This window comes from Chloroflexus sp. (assembly GCF_034434295.1).
Taxonomy (GTDB): Bacteria; Chloroflexota; Chloroflexia; order Chloroflexales; family Chloroflexaceae; genus Chloroflexus.
Map to the genome: position 1 here is coordinate 1 of NZ_DAOTZQ010000130.1, position 17,433 is coordinate 17,433.

At 56.7% G+C, this 17,433-nt stretch carries 13 protein-coding genes; 8 read left to right on the forward strand and 5 right to left on the reverse strand.

All coding sequences use genetic code 11. The features are described from left to right. Nucleotides 1-58: 58 nt before the first annotated feature. From dnaK to VAE57_RS17370, 4 genes are all read right to left on the reverse strand, one after another. Nucleotides 59-1,933: a molecular chaperone DnaK gene (gene dnaK / locus VAE57_RS17355; protein WP_322823093.1), complete on the reverse strand. Its 1,875-nt coding sequence runs from the start codon at nt 1,931-1,933 to the stop codon at nt 59-61. 119 nt (nt 1,934-2,052) lie between these two features. Continuing rightward, nucleotides 2,053-3,273, reverse strand: coding sequence for an NAD(P)/FAD-dependent oxidoreductase (locus VAE57_RS17360; protein ID WP_322823094.1), 1,221 nt, complete (start codon nt 3,271-3,273; stop codon nt 2,053-2,055). Nucleotides 3,274-3,575: 302 nt separating this feature from the next. Further along, nucleotides 3,576-4,502 (reverse strand): LysR family transcriptional regulator, encoded by a 927-nt coding sequence (locus VAE57_RS17365; RefSeq protein WP_322823095.1) that lies wholly within the window; start codon nt 4,500-4,502, stop codon nt 3,576-3,578. A 4-nt stretch (nt 4,503-4,506) separates the two neighbouring features. Continuing rightward, nucleotides 4,507-5,262 carry a TerC family protein gene (locus VAE57_RS17370; RefSeq protein ID WP_322823096.1) on the reverse strand — a complete coding sequence of 252 codons (756 nt, stop codon included), beginning with the start codon at nt 5,260-5,262 and terminating at the stop codon, nt 4,507-4,509. A gap of 454 nt (nt 5,263-5,716) precedes the next feature. Here VAE57_RS17370 and VAE57_RS17375 point away from each other — a divergent pair, with 454 nt between their 5' ends. The 4 genes from VAE57_RS17375 to VAE57_RS17390 are packed head-to-tail and all read left to right on the forward strand — an operon-like array spanning nt 5,717 to nt 10,437. After that, entirely contained in the window at nt 5,717-6,217 is a 501-nt protein-coding gene (locus tag VAE57_RS17375; RefSeq protein WP_322823097.1) for a hypothetical protein, read from the forward strand. Between the two features lie 30 nt (nt 6,218-6,247). Beyond that, nucleotides 6,248-9,346 carry an SMC family ATPase gene (locus VAE57_RS17380; protein ID WP_322823098.1) on the forward strand — a complete coding sequence of 1,033 codons (3,099 nt, stop codon included), beginning with the start codon at nt 6,248-6,250 and terminating at the stop codon, nt 9,344-9,346. A gap of 56 nt (nt 9,347-9,402) precedes the next feature. After that, nucleotides 9,403-9,546: a hypothetical protein gene (locus VAE57_RS17385; protein ID WP_322823099.1), complete on the forward strand. Its 144-nt coding sequence runs from the start codon at nt 9,403-9,405 to the stop codon at nt 9,544-9,546. 3 nt (nt 9,547-9,549) lie between these two features. Further along, nucleotides 9,550-10,437 carry a metallophosphoesterase family protein gene (locus VAE57_RS17390; protein WP_322823100.1) on the forward strand — a complete coding sequence of 296 codons (888 nt, stop codon included), beginning with the start codon at nt 9,550-9,552 and terminating at the stop codon, nt 10,435-10,437. Here VAE57_RS17390 and VAE57_RS17395 read toward each other — a convergent pair. After that, nucleotides 10,377-11,282, reverse strand: coding sequence for a PIG-L family deacetylase (locus VAE57_RS17395; protein WP_322823101.1), 906 nt, complete (start codon nt 11,280-11,282; stop codon nt 10,377-10,379). The two genes, VAE57_RS17390 and VAE57_RS17395, sit on opposite strands and share 61 nt — an antisense overlap. Before the next feature lie 500 nt (nt 11,283-11,782). Here VAE57_RS17395 and VAE57_RS17400 point away from each other — a divergent pair, with 500 nt between their 5' ends. The 4 genes from VAE57_RS17400 (at nt 11,783) to VAE57_RS17415 (ending at nt 17,278) form a co-directional block, all read left to right on the forward strand. Beyond that, on the forward strand, nt 11,783-14,074 hold the full coding sequence (locus tag VAE57_RS17400; RefSeq protein WP_322823102.1) for a delta-60 repeat domain-containing protein: 2,292 nt from the start codon (nt 11,783-11,785) through the stop codon (nt 14,072-14,074). Between the two features lie 208 nt (nt 14,075-14,282). Then, nucleotides 14,283-15,101, forward strand: a complete 819-nt coding sequence (gene proC / locus VAE57_RS17405) for a pyrroline-5-carboxylate reductase (protein WP_012258104.1) — start codon at nt 14,283-14,285, stop codon at nt 15,099-15,101. Then, nucleotides 15,102-15,872 (forward strand): hypothetical protein, encoded by a 771-nt coding sequence (locus VAE57_RS17410; RefSeq protein ID WP_322823103.1) that lies wholly within the window; start codon nt 15,102-15,104, stop codon nt 15,870-15,872. 5 nt (nt 15,873-15,877) lie between these two features. Continuing rightward, nucleotides 15,878-17,278, forward strand: coding sequence for a MurT ligase domain-containing protein (locus tag VAE57_RS17415; protein ID WP_322823104.1), 1,401 nt, complete (start codon nt 15,878-15,880; stop codon nt 17,276-17,278). Nucleotides 17,279-17,433: the final 155 nt, after the last annotated feature.

Consider the following 17,433-nt stretch of genomic DNA (forward strand, 5'->3'; position numbering starts at 1 on the left):
ATGCAAAAGTGCGGCAGCTTTTGCTGCCGCACTTGCAAGGAGCAGGTGACAGGAGCGCTTAGTTCACGGTATACTCACCCTCTACCACGCCATCGTCTTTACGACCACTGCTACCGGCACCCGGTGCAGCGCCATCACCGTAGGCCGCCTGCGAGACCTTGAACATCGCCTGCTGCAAGTCGTTCGAGAGTTGCTGGATGCGGCTGCGATCCTCTTGCGCAATCGCTTCGCGCAGATCCTTGATCAGGCCCTCGATGCGACTACGCTCGATGCTGTCAACCTTATCGCCCAACTCCTTGAGCGACTTCTCGGCCTGATAAGCCAGGCTATCGGCCTGATTCTTCAGCTCAACCAGTTCACGGCGAGCCTTGTCTTCAGCAGCATGAGCCTGGGCGTCGCGGATCATGCGCTCGACCTCCTCCTTCGAGAGGTTTGTGCTGGCCGTAATCGTGATCCGCTGTTCCTTACCGGTCGCTTTGTCGCGTGCGCTCACGTTCAAGATACCGTTCGCGTCAATATCGAAGGTCACCTCAATTTGTGGCACACCACGCGGCGCCGGTGGAATCCCTTCGAGGCGGAACCGACCCAACGTGATGTTGTCGGCTGCCATCTCGCGCTCACCCTGCAGAATGTGAATGTCAACCGCCGTCTGCCCATCAGCCGCCGTCGAGAAGATCTCGGTCTTGCGGGTGGGGATGGTCGTGTTGCGCTCGATCAGCTTCGTCATTACCCCACCGAGCGTCTCGACACCGAGCGAGAGCGGCGTTACGTCAAGCAAGAGCACGTCCTTGACTTCACCACCCAACACACCGGCCTGGATTGCCGCACCGACCGCGACCACCTCGTCCGGGTTCACGCTCTTGTTCGGCTCCTTACCGAGCATCTTGCGCACCAGTTCCTGTACAACTGGCATCCGGGTCGAACCACCGACCAGCACCACCTCATCGATCTGGCTGGGTTGCAGGCCGGCATCCTTCAACGCCCGCAACACCGGCTCGCGCAGCCGTTCGGTCAGGTGTGCCGTCAACTGCTCGAACTTCGCCCGCGTCAGCTTCATCGCCAGGTGCTTTGGCCCGCTCGCGTCGGCGGTGATGAAGGGCAGGTTGATCTCAGTCTCCATCATCGAGCTGAGTTCCATCTTGGCCTTCTCTGCCGCCTCTTTCAAGCGTTGCAGCGCCTGCCGGTCTTTGCTCAGATCAATACCCTGATCCTTGCGGAACTCTTCAATAATCCAGTTGACGATGGCTGCGTCGTAGTCATCACCACCGAGGTGGGTATCACCACTGGTCGCCTTAACCTCGATCACACCATCACCAACTTCGAGGATGCTCACATCAAAGGTACCACCACCGAGGTCAAAGACCAGGATGGTCTCATCTTTCTTCTTATCGAGGCCATACGCCAACGCAGCCGCCGTTGGCTCGTTGATAATACGCAGTACTTCCAGACCGGCAATCTTACCGGCATCCTTCGTTGCCTGGCGCTGACTGTCGTTGAAGTAGGCCGGCACCGTGATCACGGCCTGCGTTACCGGCTCGCCCAGAAATGCCTCGGCATCGGCTTTCAGCTTCTGCAAGACCATTGCCGAGATCTCTTGCGGCGCATACTCTTTGTTCGTTTGCGGTACGTAGATTCGTACATCGTTGCGTGGCCCCTTCACCACTTTGAACGGCACACGCTCACGTTCTTCGGTCACTTCATCGAACGAACGCCCGATAAAGCGCTTCACGGAATACAGTGTATTTTCGGAATTGATGGTCGCCTGCCGCTTAGCGGTCAAGCCCACCAGCCGCTCACCATTCTTGGCGAAAGCTACTACCGATGGCGTCGTGCGGTTACCTTCCGCGTTTGGAATGACGACCACATCGCCACCTTCCATGACTGCAATGCACGAGTTCGTCGTGCCAAGGTCAATTCCTACAATCTTGCCCATATGACTGGCCTCCCATTGCAACGTTGTTGTGTCCCCTGCGGGCTTTTGTATCTGTGTGTAGTGTACCTGTTTTCTACCAACGATACACTAGCAGTATGTTAGAGGTGTGTTTGAATCTGCTACCCCTGGGCCAGCAGGATCGCCCGCGCTGCCCGGCGCCCACTCTCAAAGGCGCCATGCACCGTCGCAATCTCGGCACCGGTCACCGTTGCTTCACCGGCAAAATGAATGGGGCCGAGTGGTGCTGCTAACGCGACACGCGCAGCCGGCGTATTGGCCGCACTGAAACTGTACGCCCCCCGACTCCACGGGTCGCACGACCAGTCAACCAGACGCCCATCCCGATAGTACGGCCTGACATCCACCCCAAACAGATGCTGTAACTCACCCAACGCCACGCTGATCGCTTCATCTTGCCCCAAATCGGCCACCGTCAATGCCTGCCGCCCACCCATATAGCCCATCAGCGTAGGCGTGTGAGCACTCAACACCGGCCACCAGGTAGCAATCACGCCATCGGTACTGAGCACCGTAAAATCCGGCCAAAACTGGCGGTCGAACCAGATCACAAGTTTGGTCACGTGCCCCATCGGAATCGCGGCTATCGCCGCCTGCTTCTCGACCGGTAGCGGCGGATCAAATGCCGGAATACCGGCTTGCAGCAATGAAACGGGCACCGTCACCACCAGATAGTGCGCCTGAAGCCATCGTCCATCGGCCAGCCCGACCTCAACCCAATCAGAATCCCAACGCACCTGCGTTACCGCTGCCCCCAGTTCAATCCTCAAACCGGCGCTGAGCGGTGTCAGCAGACGCTCGTACCCGCAATCGATATGAAAATTATCTTCGCCGATGGTACTCAATCGCCGTTCGCGGGCCAGTGCGGTCGCACTCAACCGGTTGAGATCAGCACCTTCGATATTGGCCAGCCAGCGCCCAACCAGCAGCTTCACCTCTGGCGACGCGACTGACTGCTCAATCAATTCGGCAACGCTCAACTCAGGACCACGATAATTGCAGATATGCTGGTAGAGCGCGATCACCGACTGCCCAAACGAATGATCGGCTGACAGAATCTGACCACCAACGGCGAAAAGACGATCACGACCCCACCGCGAAGTCGGCAAGCCAGCCCGCCGCACCAACTCCCAGGTTGCCGCCCGCTGCCCGTGAATAAACTCAGCCCCACATTCAACTGGCCCGTAGCGCGTATCCGTCCAAATACGACCGCCAATACGCTGCCGTGCCTCAACCACAAGCACCTGCAAACCGCCAGCCTGCAACGCATGAGCAGCGGCTAAGCCGGCAATACCCGCTCCAATCACCAGTACATCGTACATAACAGCTCCACTGGATACGTGTTTGATGAGATTCACTGCGTGGTTGCACACCAGGCGCTGTAACCAGCGCCGCTTCTTCCTGCCCTGCCTTCATGGGTGAGAGTGTCTCCTCGCGCCGATCATGTACCTGACCGGCGACACCCGCTCCAATCACCGGTGCATCGTACACAACAGCGCCACTGGATATGTGTTTGATGAGATTCACTGCGTGGTTGCACCCCAGGCGCTACAGCCTGCGCCGCTGCTACCCGCCCCGCCTTCATGGGTGAGAGTGTCTCCTCGCACCGATCAGACGCTCATCATCATGCCGACAATCCCAGGCGCAGGAGCGTTGAGCGCGCCTCTTCACCCAACAGGCACTCGACCAACAAATCAACAATCCGGGCCGTTGTTCGCTCACGCAACCGAATCAGGTACCACTCCTGCACCAGTGGCTGACCGGCTAACGCCACCACTCCCAACCGATCCAGACGTGTAGGTAGCACACTGACCGGCAAAAAGGCCAGCGCCTGGCCGGCCTCTACTGCTGCCCGTAGCAGTAACGGACTATCAGTTTCACAGACAACACGCAATTCGCCAGCCGAAAGACCGCGCCGCCGTAAACCATCTTCGATAGAACGGCGCAACGGATGGCCGACACGTGGCAGTGCCAGCGGATAGTCACGCAGCACACCGGCAGGTACCTGCTCCTGCTGCAACAGGTCGTGTCCAATCGCTGCCATCAATGCCAGCCGTTCACCGGCCAGTAAGCGAGTTTCGAAACCGCGTCGCCGCGGTGCATCGCTCAGAATTGCCAGATCAAAGCGCCGCTCGGCCAGTCCCTCAAACAAGCGCTCAGCCTGCTGCAACTCGATATCTACCGTCAACGCCGGATACTGACGCTGCACAATCGCCAGCAGATGCGGCAGAAATGCCTCAACCCCCCCGGCAAGACAACCAATCGCCACCCGCCCACCAACCTGACCGCGTAACGCACTGACCGCCTGCACTGTGCGTTCAGCCAGGGCTACCATTTCACGGGCGCTGGTCAGCAACTGCTCACCAGCCAACGTCAGCACCATCTGTTGCCCACTCCGCCGAAACAACCGCACACCGCCAACCTGCTCTTCTAAAGCCCGAATCTGCTGACTCACTGCCGGTTGTGAGAGATGCAGTCGCTTGGCGGCGGCTGAAAACGATCCCGTCTCTACAACGGCAAGAAAGGTTTGCAAATAGACGGTATTCAGCATACGATCAATGGCTCAGTTTGGTCGTGTCGTAGCGTTGATGCAACTGTACCGGCTGGCGCGCCCTGGCCGCTACCCGCAGATTCAGCAACTCGACCATCACCGAAAAGCCCATCGCGAAGTAAATATACCCCTTTGGAATGTGCAATTCAAAGCCTTCGGCAACCAGCGAGAAACCGATGAGTAACAGGAAGCTGAGCGCCAGCATCTTGATCGTGGGATGATCGCTGACAAACTTTGCAATCCCTTCAGCCAGAAAGAGCATCACCCCCACCGCAATGATCACTGCGGCCATCATTACCCACAACTCATTCGCCATGCCAACCGCTGTAATGACCGAGTCGAGTGAGAAGACGATGTCCAGCAAGATGATCTGAACAACCACCGCCTGCATTGTTGTCACTGCCGCTGATTTTTCTGAATGCTCGACACCCTCCAGCTTCTCGTGGATTTCGGTCGTCGCCTTGTAGATGAGGAACAGGCCACCACCGAGCATGATCAGGCTCCGACCGGTAACGTGCCACGGCCCAATCTCAAAGAGCGGCTGGGTGAGACCAGCAATCCAGCTAATCGAGAGTAACAACAGGAGTCGGGTAATCAGCGCCAGGGTCAGGCCGATCTGCCGCGCCGGACGTTGCTGCGCAGTGGGCAATTTGCCGGCCAAAATGCTGATGAAGATGATATTATCAACACCGAGCACAATTTCCATCACTGTCAACGTTACCAGCGCCAACAGGTTTTCGACCGAAAAGATAGCTTCCATAACCTTCCTCATTCTCCCCGTGCTGCAAGGATTGCACATTGCGCTAATAGTAGCACTCGCCAATAGGCCGGTCAATAAGCGATCACTAGCGCTTATTGCATAAAAAGCCGTGCTGTCGTGCCACCCAACCATTACACAGGCGCATGCACGTTTGCCAATCACCAAAGATAGTCTACCGCTCCTGGCCCGTTAGCAGAGCGCAGCTTCGGGCGTGTTATCAACTCGCTGAATTGGTTGCCTTGCCCGTTCGCCATGCGCGTGTCGCGGCGTTTGGAGTGCGGCAGCATGGCTGCCGCAGCAGCCGTGCTCACGATCCGGCGTGTGGCACGCCGTTGACCATACTGGTCACGGGAATGCTGTGTGATGGTCACGATCATGGAGACGGTCAGTAATGCATGAGATAACTTCTAACCTGATATAATGGCAATAGCGACAGTACACATAGGTGAACAGTATGACCTGGCAGTTAGCGCAGCGTAATCCCGAACGTCTGACCATTCACTTTATTCCCTGGCTAACCTGGAGTTTTGTTGGCCTGGTAGCTTACGGAGTAGGCACCATCGTGCAGTCAATCGTTAGCGGTAACCAACCATTGACCGGCGGTACCGCCATCGCCCTTGCTCTGCTCGTTGGCATGGCATTCTTTGCCCTGATCACCGGTGGTCAGTTGGGAATTTGCCAGATTGACCATCGTCGCAAACTGGTGACCGTCACCTCATACGGGCTGCTTGGACGCAGGCACCAGGAACGTCAGCTCGTCGATGTCAAGGGGTTAGAAGTTCGCGTCTTGCGTCGGTCCCAATACCGGCTGCTCCTGGCCCTTCGTTCGGGAGAACGCTTACCGCTGGCGCCATTTTATCTGATTAGCTTCAGCGATCAGGTCATTCGCCGCATCGCCGAAGCACTGAACGTCGAACCAGAACTGATCCCAGAGAAGCCTGTTGGGCGCAGATAGCGCTCGCCATGACAATACTGAAATCACCCTATGATCCCTCTCCAACTGGCCCTGCGCAACTTTATGTGCTACCGCGCCACCGAAGATGGTGATCCGCTCCGCCTCGACCTCGACGGCCTGCACGTCCTTTGCTTATCGGGCGAAAACGGGGCCGGAAAATCCACCCTGCTCGACGCGATTACCTGGGCATTGTGGGGCGAAGCACGCCGACCCGACGATGATCTGATTACCCAGGGCGAGACAGAGATGATGGTGGAGCTGGTCTTTGCCCTTGACGGACGCAAATACCGGGTTATTCGCCAGCGTCAACGCGGGCGGAGTAGTGGGCGCGGCACGGGCGCTGGCAAAACCTGGCTTGATCTACAACAGTTTGACGGTACCACCTGGCGCCCCATCGGGGAAAACACCATCCGCGAGACCCAGCGCAAAATTACCGAACTGTTGCGCATGTCGTATAACACATTTGTCAACGCTTCCTTCCTGCTACAGGGCAGAGCCGACGAGTTCACCAGCAAAACCCCAGCCGAACGCAAAGAGGTACTGGCCGAAATCCTCGATCTGGCCGAATACGCCGAACTCGAACGCCGTGCCCGCGAACGGGTGCGAAACCTCGAAGCCGATCTGATTCGGGTACGTGGCCAGCTCGAAGCACTCCAACCGCTTGCCAGTCAGGTACCATTCTGGCAGCAAGCCGTCGCTGAAGCCGAACAACGACAGCACGCACTCCAACAGCAACGCACAGCGCTAGAAGCAGAGTTCACCCAGGCATCCGAACAGTTACGTCACCTGGAGCAAGCAGCGCATCGGCAACGCGAAGTCCAGAACCGCATTGCCATCCTGACCGATGAGATTCAACGCTACAGCCATGAGCTACGTGAGCTGAATGAACGCATTGCCCAGGCTGAGCAGACCATCGCCCAACGTCCGCTTATCGAGGCCGGTCTGGCCGACTTGCACGCAGCTCGTGCCGATTTGGAACGACTTGAGCAGCTTCGTAACCGCTACGACGAATTAATCGCCCGCAAACGCGAGTTACAACAGGAATTAAAGGCTGCACTCAACCTGCTCAACGAGCGGTTGTCACACGCCATTCAGCAACGTGATCGGCTGTACGCCGAAGCCCAACGCCTTGTCGGGTTGCAGCAACGGGTAGCAGCGATTCACCAGCGCCTCCGCGAACTGGTACCAGTTCACGAACGGCTGGTACAGTGTCAGCACCAGCGCACTGCACTTGAACAACACCTTAACCACATTCGTGACCTGGTGATGCGACAGCGCCTTCTCCAGAATCAACTCGAACAACAGCGGAATATGCTGCAAAGTGAGCTAAACCGTTCGCATGAGGAACTTGCCCGCCTCGACCGCCAGCTCAGCGACATTGAAACCTGGCGAAATGCGTTGCGTGCGGCACAGGATGCCCAGGCCCGTGTCCAGACCCTTGAAGCTGAACAGCTTGAACGTCGCCAGCAAGAGCAAGTCGTGCTGGATCGGTTGAGCGCCGCTCGTGCAGAGGCTGCCCAGGCCCGCCGTGACATCCAGACATTGCAGACCAATCAGGCATTACTCGCCACCGGCCAGGGGGAGTGTCCGGTCTGTCGGCGTCACCTGGCCGCTAACGAAGCCGACCACGTGTACGCCCATTACCGGCAAGAACTGGAACGGCTGCAAGCCCAGGAGACCCAGGCGCAAGCAGCGATCCGGGCCGCCGAACAAGAACTGAAACAGATTCGCCACATTCTGACCAGCACAGAACAGGAGCTAGCCAGACTCCGTCAACAGGCTGCAACGATTGAATCCCTGCACCACCAGCTCAATCAGGCTGCCACCTGGCAAGCCGAACGTGACCAACTGGCGCAGCGCATTGCCGCACTGACCGAACAACTGGCCACCGGCTCCATCAATCCGGCGGTACAGGCCGAGCTGGACACCCTGATCGCCAATCTGCAGGCGGCGGGAGACATTGAGAGTGTGCAGCGCGATCTCCGCATGCTCAACGACGAGATGATGATACTTGAGCAGCAGTTGCGCGAACACAGCCGGCTCGAAGGCGAATTGAGTACCTGCCAGAACGATATTGAACGCATCGAGCATGCACTGCGTGATCTGCCCGCTGCCGAAGCGACAGTAGCTGAATTGCAACGCCAGATCGCCGAAAATGACTTTGGTCACGAGATTCGGGTTGCCGGACGCCAGGTGGTTGCCGAACTTGAATCTCTCAACTACCGACCGGAAGACCTCGAAGTGGCACGTGCGCTGGTACGCAGCCTCACCCGCTGGGAACAGGCAGAACGCGATCTGCTTCTGGCCGAGCAACGCTACACCACCGACCGCAAACTACGCGAGCAGGCCCAACAGCTCTGCGATCACGCCGAACGCGAACGGCAAGCCCTACACACCGAAGCTGAAGCATTGGCCCATCAGTTGCGAATCTTACCGACCGTACAGGCAACGGTCAATCAGGTAAAACAGCAACTCAGCGCGAACGAACAGGCACTTCAGGCAGCCGGACGCGATCTGGCTGAAAAGCAAGCCTACTGTAAACAGGCTGAATCTGCGGCAGCCGAGGTTGAGTCGCTTCAGTCACAGGAACGTCAGCTTAGCGAACGCACCGCTCTCTTTTCCGAGCTGGCGGAAGCCTTCGGCAAAAAGGGCGTTCAGGCCATGCTGATCGAAACTGCCATTCCTCAACTCGAAGACGAGGCTAACCGGCTGCTGGCACGCCTGACCGATGGGCAGATGCATCTGCGCTTCGAGATGCAGCGTGACACCAAAAAAGGGGATACGGTTGAGACATTAGAGGTACGGATCGCTGATGCCCTCGGCACCCGCGATTACGCTGCGTTTAGCGGTGGTGAAGCGATGCGGGTCAATTTTGCTATTCGGATCGCTCTTTCGCGGTTGCTCGCCCACCGCGCCGGTGCCCGGCTCGAAACCCTCGTGATTGATGAAGGTTTTGGCGTGCTCGATACCGATGGTCGTGAACGCATGGTCGAAGCAATCACCGCTGTGCAACGCGATTTTGCTCGTATCATCGTAATCACGCATATTGATGATTTGAAGGATCGCTTCCCGGCGACGGTCGAAATTCGCAAAACGCCGCTCGGTAGCCGCTGGGAACTCCGTGGATAGACGAGACATTCCTGAAGTTGAACGAACCTGCTCTACCCAAGAAGAAAGGAACCGCCGTGGAGATCATACCAACGCTACTCAAGTATGGCTTCGTACTGGCAGTCGCGGTCGAACTCCTGCTCATCGTGCGCGCCATTGTCCGTCTCGCCCGCGAGAAGGCTTGTGCTACCGATACCACATCCCCAACCAGCGGAGAGTAAGCTATGCCATTTCGCATTCTCCACATCTCCGACATCCATACCGGCCCACCGTTCAACCCCGCTGCCGCTGAACGGTTGATCGTCGATGCGCACGCACTCAACCCCGATCTCATCGTTATCTCAGGGGATTTTGTGCAACGCGCCGATTTCTCTCGCCAATGGCAGGCCGCCTGTGAGCTACGCCGTCGTCTACCGCAGCCACAACTGGTCGTGGCCGGCAATCACGATGTTCCCCTCTTCCTGCTCCACGAGCGGCTGTTCAGACCACTCGACCGCTATCGCCGTTATATCACTCCTGATCTAAACCCGGTCTTCACCGCACCTGGCCTTGCCGTAATCGGGGCGTGCACCGCGCATGGCTGGACGATTGACGGCGGCAGGCTCAATCGCGACCAGATGCAGGCACTGCGCAATCAGCTTGCCGGTCTCGCTGCCGACACCTACAAAGTTGTGGTCTGGCATCATCCGGTTGGCTTTCCGCCTGCGTACCGGCGCAAGCGCCCCCTGGTTGCCAATGCCGGCGAAGCGATGCAGCTTCTCGCCGAATTTGCCGTCGATCTGCTGCTGTGTGGGCATCTCCACCTGAGCTTTGTCGGCAACACCCGTGATTTTCTACCCGAACTCCGGCACGGCACCTACATCGTGCAGAGCGGTACAACAACATCGCGCCGTGGCTACGGTGACGAGCACGGCGCAAATACCTGCAATCTGATCACTATCGAGGCTGATGGTGCCCGTGTCCAGCATCTCCGTTTTGATCAACGCAGCACCGGCTTCCAACCGGTCGCCGAACACTGGCTACCGCGCCCCAACACCACCGGCGGCGATCATCACCACGTAACGCCGGCAAACAGATCATCTTCGCGCACATCGGGCGTCGCCGGCGGATAGGCGCGCATAAACGTATCTGTCCGCCCCAATAAACTCAACACCTTACTCAATGGGCCACGGGTCAGTGGCCCACCGGCGCCCTGGCTGACGTGAGCCAGCGCCGCAGCTCGCACCTGGGACTGCACCGCGGTCGTATCAATCCGGGCATGGGTCGGAAACTCAACATTGGCGAGCTGGGTCAAATCAACGTCCCGATTACGGCCAAAGGCCCGTGGATCACGCCCAAAGAGTGGCATCAGCCTGACCAGCAAACGCAACAGGCGCCGCGAGAAGGTCGTGTAATAGAGCTTTTGTGGCGCATACGGCACACCGGCTGCCGGAAAGGCAGCCGGATCACCTGCGGCGTGAAATGCGGCAACCGTTGCCTCGTGAATGGCAATGTGATCGGGATGCCGGTAACCACCGATTGGATCAAATGTGATCACCGCCTGTGGCCGAAAGTGCCGGATCAGGCGCACCAACTGCGTAACCACCTGCTCGCGTGGCTGATTAATGAGAGCCGCCGGGTGCTGATTGGCTGCGCTACCAGCCATACCCGAATCGCGATACCCAAGCAGCGTCACACTACTCAAACCCAACGCCTCGGCAGCACGCAGCAACTCTGCCCGGCGCAACGCTGCTACCGACTCGTACCCTTGCAACAGTTCGGCGTCAACCGTTCCCTCTTCGCCACCGGTGGCACAAATCAAATGCACGGCGGCACCCGACCAGGCGTAACGGGCGAGAGTCCCACCCGGCCCAAAACTCTCATCATCAGGATGCGCAAACACCGCCAGTAGCGTCGGTCGTGTACCTGCCGCCACTGCCGGGCGTAAGACGATAGTCTCTTCGTGTGTGAGGGTCATATGCTTTACACCTGCATTCAAAACGATCTCGCACTACATCGTATAACACAATACAACTATCCGAATCATTTTGCTGACCGTGGCACCACTACTGCGCCTGCTTGTAGCATCATCGTACCACGCATAGCCATGATACACAGAAATAAATGCTAATCCTGAAGCTATAACCGTCAATGAATACAACCGAAAGACAACCGTAACATTGCGTATAGACTCACAGATATCAATCCCATTAAATCAACAACTGCATAGATTCAGGTGTTTTTGCAGATTGGCAAAACATATTGAACTGAGAATTGATACATTGGTCAGTTGTTGGTAAGCCTGGAAAGATTATTATGAGCAGTTACCAACCCTTCACACCAAATAGAGGATTCGTACATTGTTAAAGAAAAAAACAGCGTTATTGTTATGATAACGCTGTAACAATTTCTGCTCAACGTTTAGCCCCCGGTTCACTCAACACCAACAAAACCACTTACAGAAACGAAGGACCACCTATGAACACCATTGCATCCCACCTGACAAGATGGCTTCTGACGGGGCTATTACTCTGTGCGCTCGTAACACCGACAACCGACACATCCCTTGCCCAACCTGAATCATACGGTGATCAGGCTATTCCTACTACAAGCACTACCGATACGTTATTTACAATGAACCCGGCCATCTTTACCTCACCAGGCACCATTAACACGCTGGTTCCGCTAAGCGATGGACGAACATTAATCGGGGGACGTTTCGTCAGTATTGGTGGACAGCCGACTCCACGCAGTCTGGCTATCCTCAACAGTGATGGAACTGTTGACACCACCTTTCAGGTTGATAGCCGCCTCATGGTAACAGAAATCTATGAAGCTGCCGTCCAGTCTGATGGTAAGATCATCATTGCCGGTACATTTAGGGTATTACCGTCACCATTTACCTATTTCCTCTTGCGTCTTTACCCAAATGGATTGGTGGACGAAACATTCAATGTCATAAGCATCGGTGGACCGGTTTTTGCCGTACTGGTTGATGAAGCCAAGATAGTGATTGGTGGAGCTTTTTATCAACCAACTCCGTATGTTGCCCGTCTGAATCCTGATGGAACGGCTGACACAACCTTTAACGGCACAGGCAGTGGCCCCAACGGTACTGTACGAGATATTGCCAGACAACAAGACGGCAAATATATCATCGTTGGTGACTTTACTCAGGTGAACAACACCCCTCAAACTGGCATCGCTCGCCTGGGAAATAATGGCGTGCTCGATACCGGATTTGTGCACGGCGGTTCGATGGAGAGTAAACGAGTAGCCGTGTTACGCGATAATTCGGTCGTCGTTGGCCGCGAGGACATTTGCGGTGATAGTTCATTTGCGTGGTACACACCGGATGGTGTTCTCAAACGCATGCCTCTCGATCTCGATCCCGATCCAAACTGGCTTGAATCGATTACCACCTTAGTCGCACTGCCCGATGGGGGGTTCTTGATCGGAGGCTGGTATTCAGCAGTATGTATCAACGGTTCCCCAACGCAACATCAGGGCCAGGTATGGCGGTATGCTGCTGATGGCAGATATAGAACAATGGTCAGTTTTGGCGACAACTCAGATGTTCTGGCCCTCGCAGTCCGCAGTGATGGTCACGTTGTCGCTGGCGGGAAAGGCTTACCTGCACGTTCAAGCGAGATTGGTATCTTCGATGGATTGGCACTGCTCAATTCTGACTACAATGGTTTAGAGAGAGTACCTGCATTCCACCCGCTGGTTGGAGACGAAGCAACTATCTACAGCATCAGCCGGTATGCAGACGGCAAACTACTGATCGCCGGTAATTTCAGTCATGCCAACGGTTCTCCCCACTTTGGCCTGGCCCGTCTTCTCGCCAATGGCACCCTCGATCCGGACTTCTATCCATTTGCGAACGATCCTGACGGATACAGTCGCACCACGCTCACGTTACCCAATGGCAGTGCGCTTACAGGGTTTTGGCCTAATCGACTTTTTCTGGTTGGAACGAACGGCAACCTCACCGATATCTCCGCCTTGAATGATTATAGTTATGTGACTGCATTAGCGATTCAAAGTGACAATAAAGTGTTAGTCGGATCGTGGGGATGGCTAAGACGACTGAACGCTGATGTTTCAGGTACGGATCCAACCTTCACGATTGGTAATGTCAATGGGACAGTCTATGCACTTGCTATACAGGGGAACAAGATCGTTGTGGCCGGCGATTTCAGCAGCTACAACGGAGTCAGCGTACCCGGCCTGCTTCGCCTCAATAGCGATGGCAATATTGATAACACGTTTACGCCTCCGGCATTTCGGACTTCATCTACCCAGCTCGGCTCCCTGTACAGCATTACACCACTACCTGCTGGTGATTTGATGGTGGGCGGATTCTTTACAATGGTTGATAGTGAAGAACGCCCCAACCTGGTTCGTTTGAATAATGACGGAACAGTAGACACTGGCTTCTCTTCCCCAACCAGTTTTCATACCGTCCAATCCACGTGCCTGGCAGGAGATGGGTCACTATGGGTCGGTGGGATAGCGAACACATATGAGCGTCACCCGTTTCTCACTCATCTTGATCGCAACGGACAGATCATACCCACTACCTTTCCAAATACTTATCAAACTGCTCACTACTATGACGACGCAATCCACAAGCTGCTGTGCGACGCCAACGGCCTGACCTGGGTAAGTGGGACGTTTAGCCTGATTGATGGGAAGGCATTTTACGGGCTGGTCAGATATGTCCCTCTGCGCAGTCAGGTCTTTCTCCCCCAGATCATCAGATAATCAGCACCAGAGATGCAGGTTTTGGGTACTGAAGTCTGGCCTCAGTACCCAAAACACTCAGTGATAGCGATCCGACAGCACCTGACCCACCAGCCTCAATCTGCGCTTCCTCTTCCCCACCCATCCCGTGGTATCATATTCCCCAGAACAGACATGATTTGCCGTCCAACGGCGAACAGACAAAGCACTAGCTACAGGTACAACAACTATGCTCTCAGATTTACCAATTGCCGTTATCGGGGCCGGCGCGATGGGCGAAGCAATTATCGGTGGCCTTTTACGCAACGAGCTGGTTGCCGCCGATCAGATTTTAGCCAGCCATCCCCGCGAAGACCGCCGGCGCGAATTGAGCCATCACTACGGCATTCAGACCACGCACGATAATCTGGCCGCTGCCCAATGGGGACGGGTTGTCATCTTCGCCGTCAAGCCGCAGCAGTTACGCCGGGTGCTGCCACCACTGCGCGGCGCTTTGCGTGACGACGATCTGGCGATTTCGGTCATCGCCGGCGCTACCATCGCGTCGTTTGCTGAAGCTCTTGACCATCAGGCGGTTGTGCGCAGCATGCCCAACACTCCCGCCCAAATCGGTTGCGGGATGACGGTGTGGACTGCGGCACCGGCGGTGAATGAGCGTCAGCGCGGCTGGGCAGCTACTGTGTTGGGTGCGCTCGGTCGTGAGTTGTTTGTCGATAACGAGACCTATCTCGATATGGCAACCGCGATCAATGGCACCGGGCCGGCGTATGTCTTCCTGATGATGGAAGCGATGATCGATGCCGGTGTTCACCTTGGCCTGTCGCGGCGGATTGCCGAAGAGCTGGTACAGCAGACAATGCTCGGCTCGGTGCAATACGCCATTCAGAGTGGTTTGCATCCGGCACAATTGCGCAATGCAGTCACCTCTCCCGGTGGTACCAGCGCCGCCGCGTTGAGTGAGCTTGAGCGCGGTGGTCTGCGCACTGTCCTGGCCGATGCCATTTGGGCGGCTTATCGGCGGTCGGTTGAATTGGGAAGGAATGGTTAGATGGCGGTGAGCTATGCGCGGGTGCGCTTAACAACCGAAGACGACCGTCGCTACCGGGCCTTTGTCGAGCAGTTCAGGCTGCAACGCAAAAATCAGAAAGCGATTCGTCCACCACGCCAGCGCGATATTTTTGGTGGACAGGCTGAAGCTGCGTTGCGCGACTGGCTGGCTACTCACCTGACCCTCGACGAACGCCGGATTCTTGAGTACGAAGAGCGTCGCAACCGGACGGCCCAGATTAAGTATCGCGAGCTGGATGCCCTGGCAATTGTTGATGGCACAGCCTGGGTGTTCGAGATCAAAGCCAGTCGCACCGCCAGTGCCCTGCGCCGGGCAGTTGCCCAGCTTAACGAGACCCGCCAGATTCTGCGTTTGCTCTTTCATCGGGTAGGCATCACGATTTTGCTGGTTGATACCGGTATACCGGCTGATAGTGCTGCCGCCGATGCGCTGATGGCAAGTGATCATCCGCCACCCCGCCGACCAGAACCGCTCGCTGAAGTGCTCGCCGCCCTGCCACAACTACACCTGATTGACGACCTGTCCCTCCGCTCCGCAGCGGATGATCAGGTCAACCTGATGTTGTTCAGTGTCGATGATATTATTGCGCTGGTCGGCGCCGAAAACCTGGCATTGGATTGGGAAGAAGACGATCTCTTCGATGAAGTTGAAGTACCCCCATCAGCATCGCTCTTTGCCAGCAGTGGCGATGACGATGACGACGATGATAATCCGCTGGCTGCTGCTCTGCGCCAAGCAGGCTTGAGTTAAAAGCTATGTACCGTCTCCGCACAACCGCAGCACTCGCACTCGCTCGCACTGCCGGTACTCTCTCGCGACGGTTGGGCTTAGGTGGTGGTACCAGCCTTCCCGGCCAGGTCGCTCGCATCCTTGATCCGACCATTCTGACCAACTTCTGCACCGCTTTGCCCGAAGGTGTTGCGTTGATCGCCGGTACTAATGGCAAGACGACCACCAGTCGGATGATAGCCGCTATTCTCGAACATGCCGGGCAACCGCTCCTACACAATCGCGCTGGCGCGAACCTGTTGCCCGGTCTGACCACAGTTGCCATTGCCGATGCCGACTGGCGCGGACGGCCACGTGCACACAGAGCACTTTTCGAGACGGATGAAGCGGCACTGCCCCAGGCAATCGCCGAGACTCAACCACGCCTGGTTGTGCTGTTGAACCTGTTCCGCGATCAACTTGATCGCTACGGTGAGATCGACACCATCGCCAGGCATTGGCGAACCGCACTGCAAACACTTCCCCCAACCAGCACCGTCGTCTTCAATGCCGATGATCCGGCATTGGCCAGTATCGTACAGAGGTTATCGGCACAGGTTATTGCCTTTGGCCTGGCAGATGTTCGCCATGCTACCGGTGCGGCACTGCACATCGCCGACTCACAGTTCTGCCACACCTGTGGTCATCGCTATCACTACCAGCACGTGTTCTATGCTCACATCGGTCACTATACCTGCCCGCAGTGCGGTCAGCACCGTCCAGAACCTGAAATTGCCCTGACCGTGCTTGAACCACGCGGACTTGATGGGAGTGACCTTCAGATTACCCATCCCGATGGCACGTTCCAGTTCCGTCTACCACTGCCCGGCCTCTACAATGCCCAAAACGCCCTGGCAGCCGCAGCAGCGACGCTGGCATTAGGAATCCACCCTACCACCATTAGCAGTGCCCTCCAGAACTTTCAGGCCGCTTTTGGTCGGATTGAACGAATTACTGCCGGCCCTCATGGGCCACCGCTCTTGATTGCGTTGATCAAAAACCCGGTCGGTGCTTCCGAGACGGTACGGATGTTTACAACAGCCACCAGCCAACCCCTGCATCTTTTGATTGCTATCAACGACCGTTTCGCCGACGGCACCGATGTCTCGTGGTTGTGGGATGCCGATTTTGAACCGTTGGCAAACCGGGTTGCCCACGTCACCGTCAGTGGCACCCGCGCCGCCGACATGGCCCTGCGTCTCGACTACGCCGGTGTGGCCGGTGAGGTTATTACCGTTATCGATGATCTTCCCACTGCCCTGGACACCGCCCTGTCCAGACTACCACCCGGTGAAACGCTCGCCGTTCTACCCACCTACACCGCCATGCTCGATTTACGGAGCGAAATCAGTCGTCGCGGTTGGGCCAAACCCTTTTGGGAAGCGTAACCGCGACGACCTGTTGTGCCGGTAGCTGATGCAGTCACATCGGGTAGGAGAGAAGGCGTGGGTACAGTTTCCAGACCGGATTACCCGAAGACGAAGCCACGCTTCCGAGTCTGCCGGTGCGCAACGGTAGACGCGGCGTGTAGCGCGACCCCATG

What these genes read in the sequence shown, in the direction of transcription:
- dnaK (WP_322823093.1), bottom strand. Translation starts at nt 1,933, where the DNA reads ATGGGCAAGATTGTAGGAATTGACCTTGGCACGACGAACTCGTGCATT.
- VAE57_RS17360 (WP_322823094.1), bottom strand. Translation starts at nt 3,273, where the DNA reads ATGTACGATGTACTGGTGATTGGAGCGGGTATTGCCGGCTTAGCCGCT.
- VAE57_RS17365 (WP_322823095.1), bottom strand. Translation starts at nt 4,502, where the DNA reads ATGCTGAATACCGTCTATTTGCAAACCTTTCTTGCCGTTGTAGAGACG.
- VAE57_RS17370 (WP_322823096.1), bottom strand. Translation starts at nt 5,262, where the DNA reads ATGGAAGCTATCTTTTCGGTCGAAAACCTGTTGGCGCTGGTAACGTTG.
- VAE57_RS17375 (WP_322823097.1), top strand. Translation starts at nt 5,717, where the DNA reads ATGACCTGGCAGTTAGCGCAGCGTAATCCCGAACGTCTGACCATTCAC.
- VAE57_RS17380 (WP_322823098.1), top strand. Translation starts at nt 6,248, where the DNA reads ATGATCCCTCTCCAACTGGCCCTGCGCAACTTTATGTGCTACCGCGCC.
- VAE57_RS17390 (WP_322823100.1), top strand. Translation starts at nt 9,550, where the DNA reads ATGCCATTTCGCATTCTCCACATCTCCGACATCCATACCGGCCCACCG.
- VAE57_RS17395 (WP_322823101.1), bottom strand. Translation starts at nt 11,282, where the DNA reads ATGACCCTCACACACGAAGAGACTATCGTCTTACGCCCGGCAGTGGCG.
- VAE57_RS17400 (WP_322823102.1), top strand. Translation starts at nt 11,783, where the DNA reads ATGAACACCATTGCATCCCACCTGACAAGATGGCTTCTGACGGGGCTA.
- proC (WP_012258104.1), top strand. Translation starts at nt 14,283, where the DNA reads ATGCTCTCAGATTTACCAATTGCCGTTATCGGGGCCGGCGCGATGGGC.
- VAE57_RS17410 (WP_322823103.1), top strand. Translation starts at nt 15,102, where the DNA reads ATGGCGGTGAGCTATGCGCGGGTGCGCTTAACAACCGAAGACGACCGT.
- VAE57_RS17415 (WP_322823104.1), top strand. Translation starts at nt 15,878, where the DNA reads ATGTACCGTCTCCGCACAACCGCAGCACTCGCACTCGCTCGCACTGCC.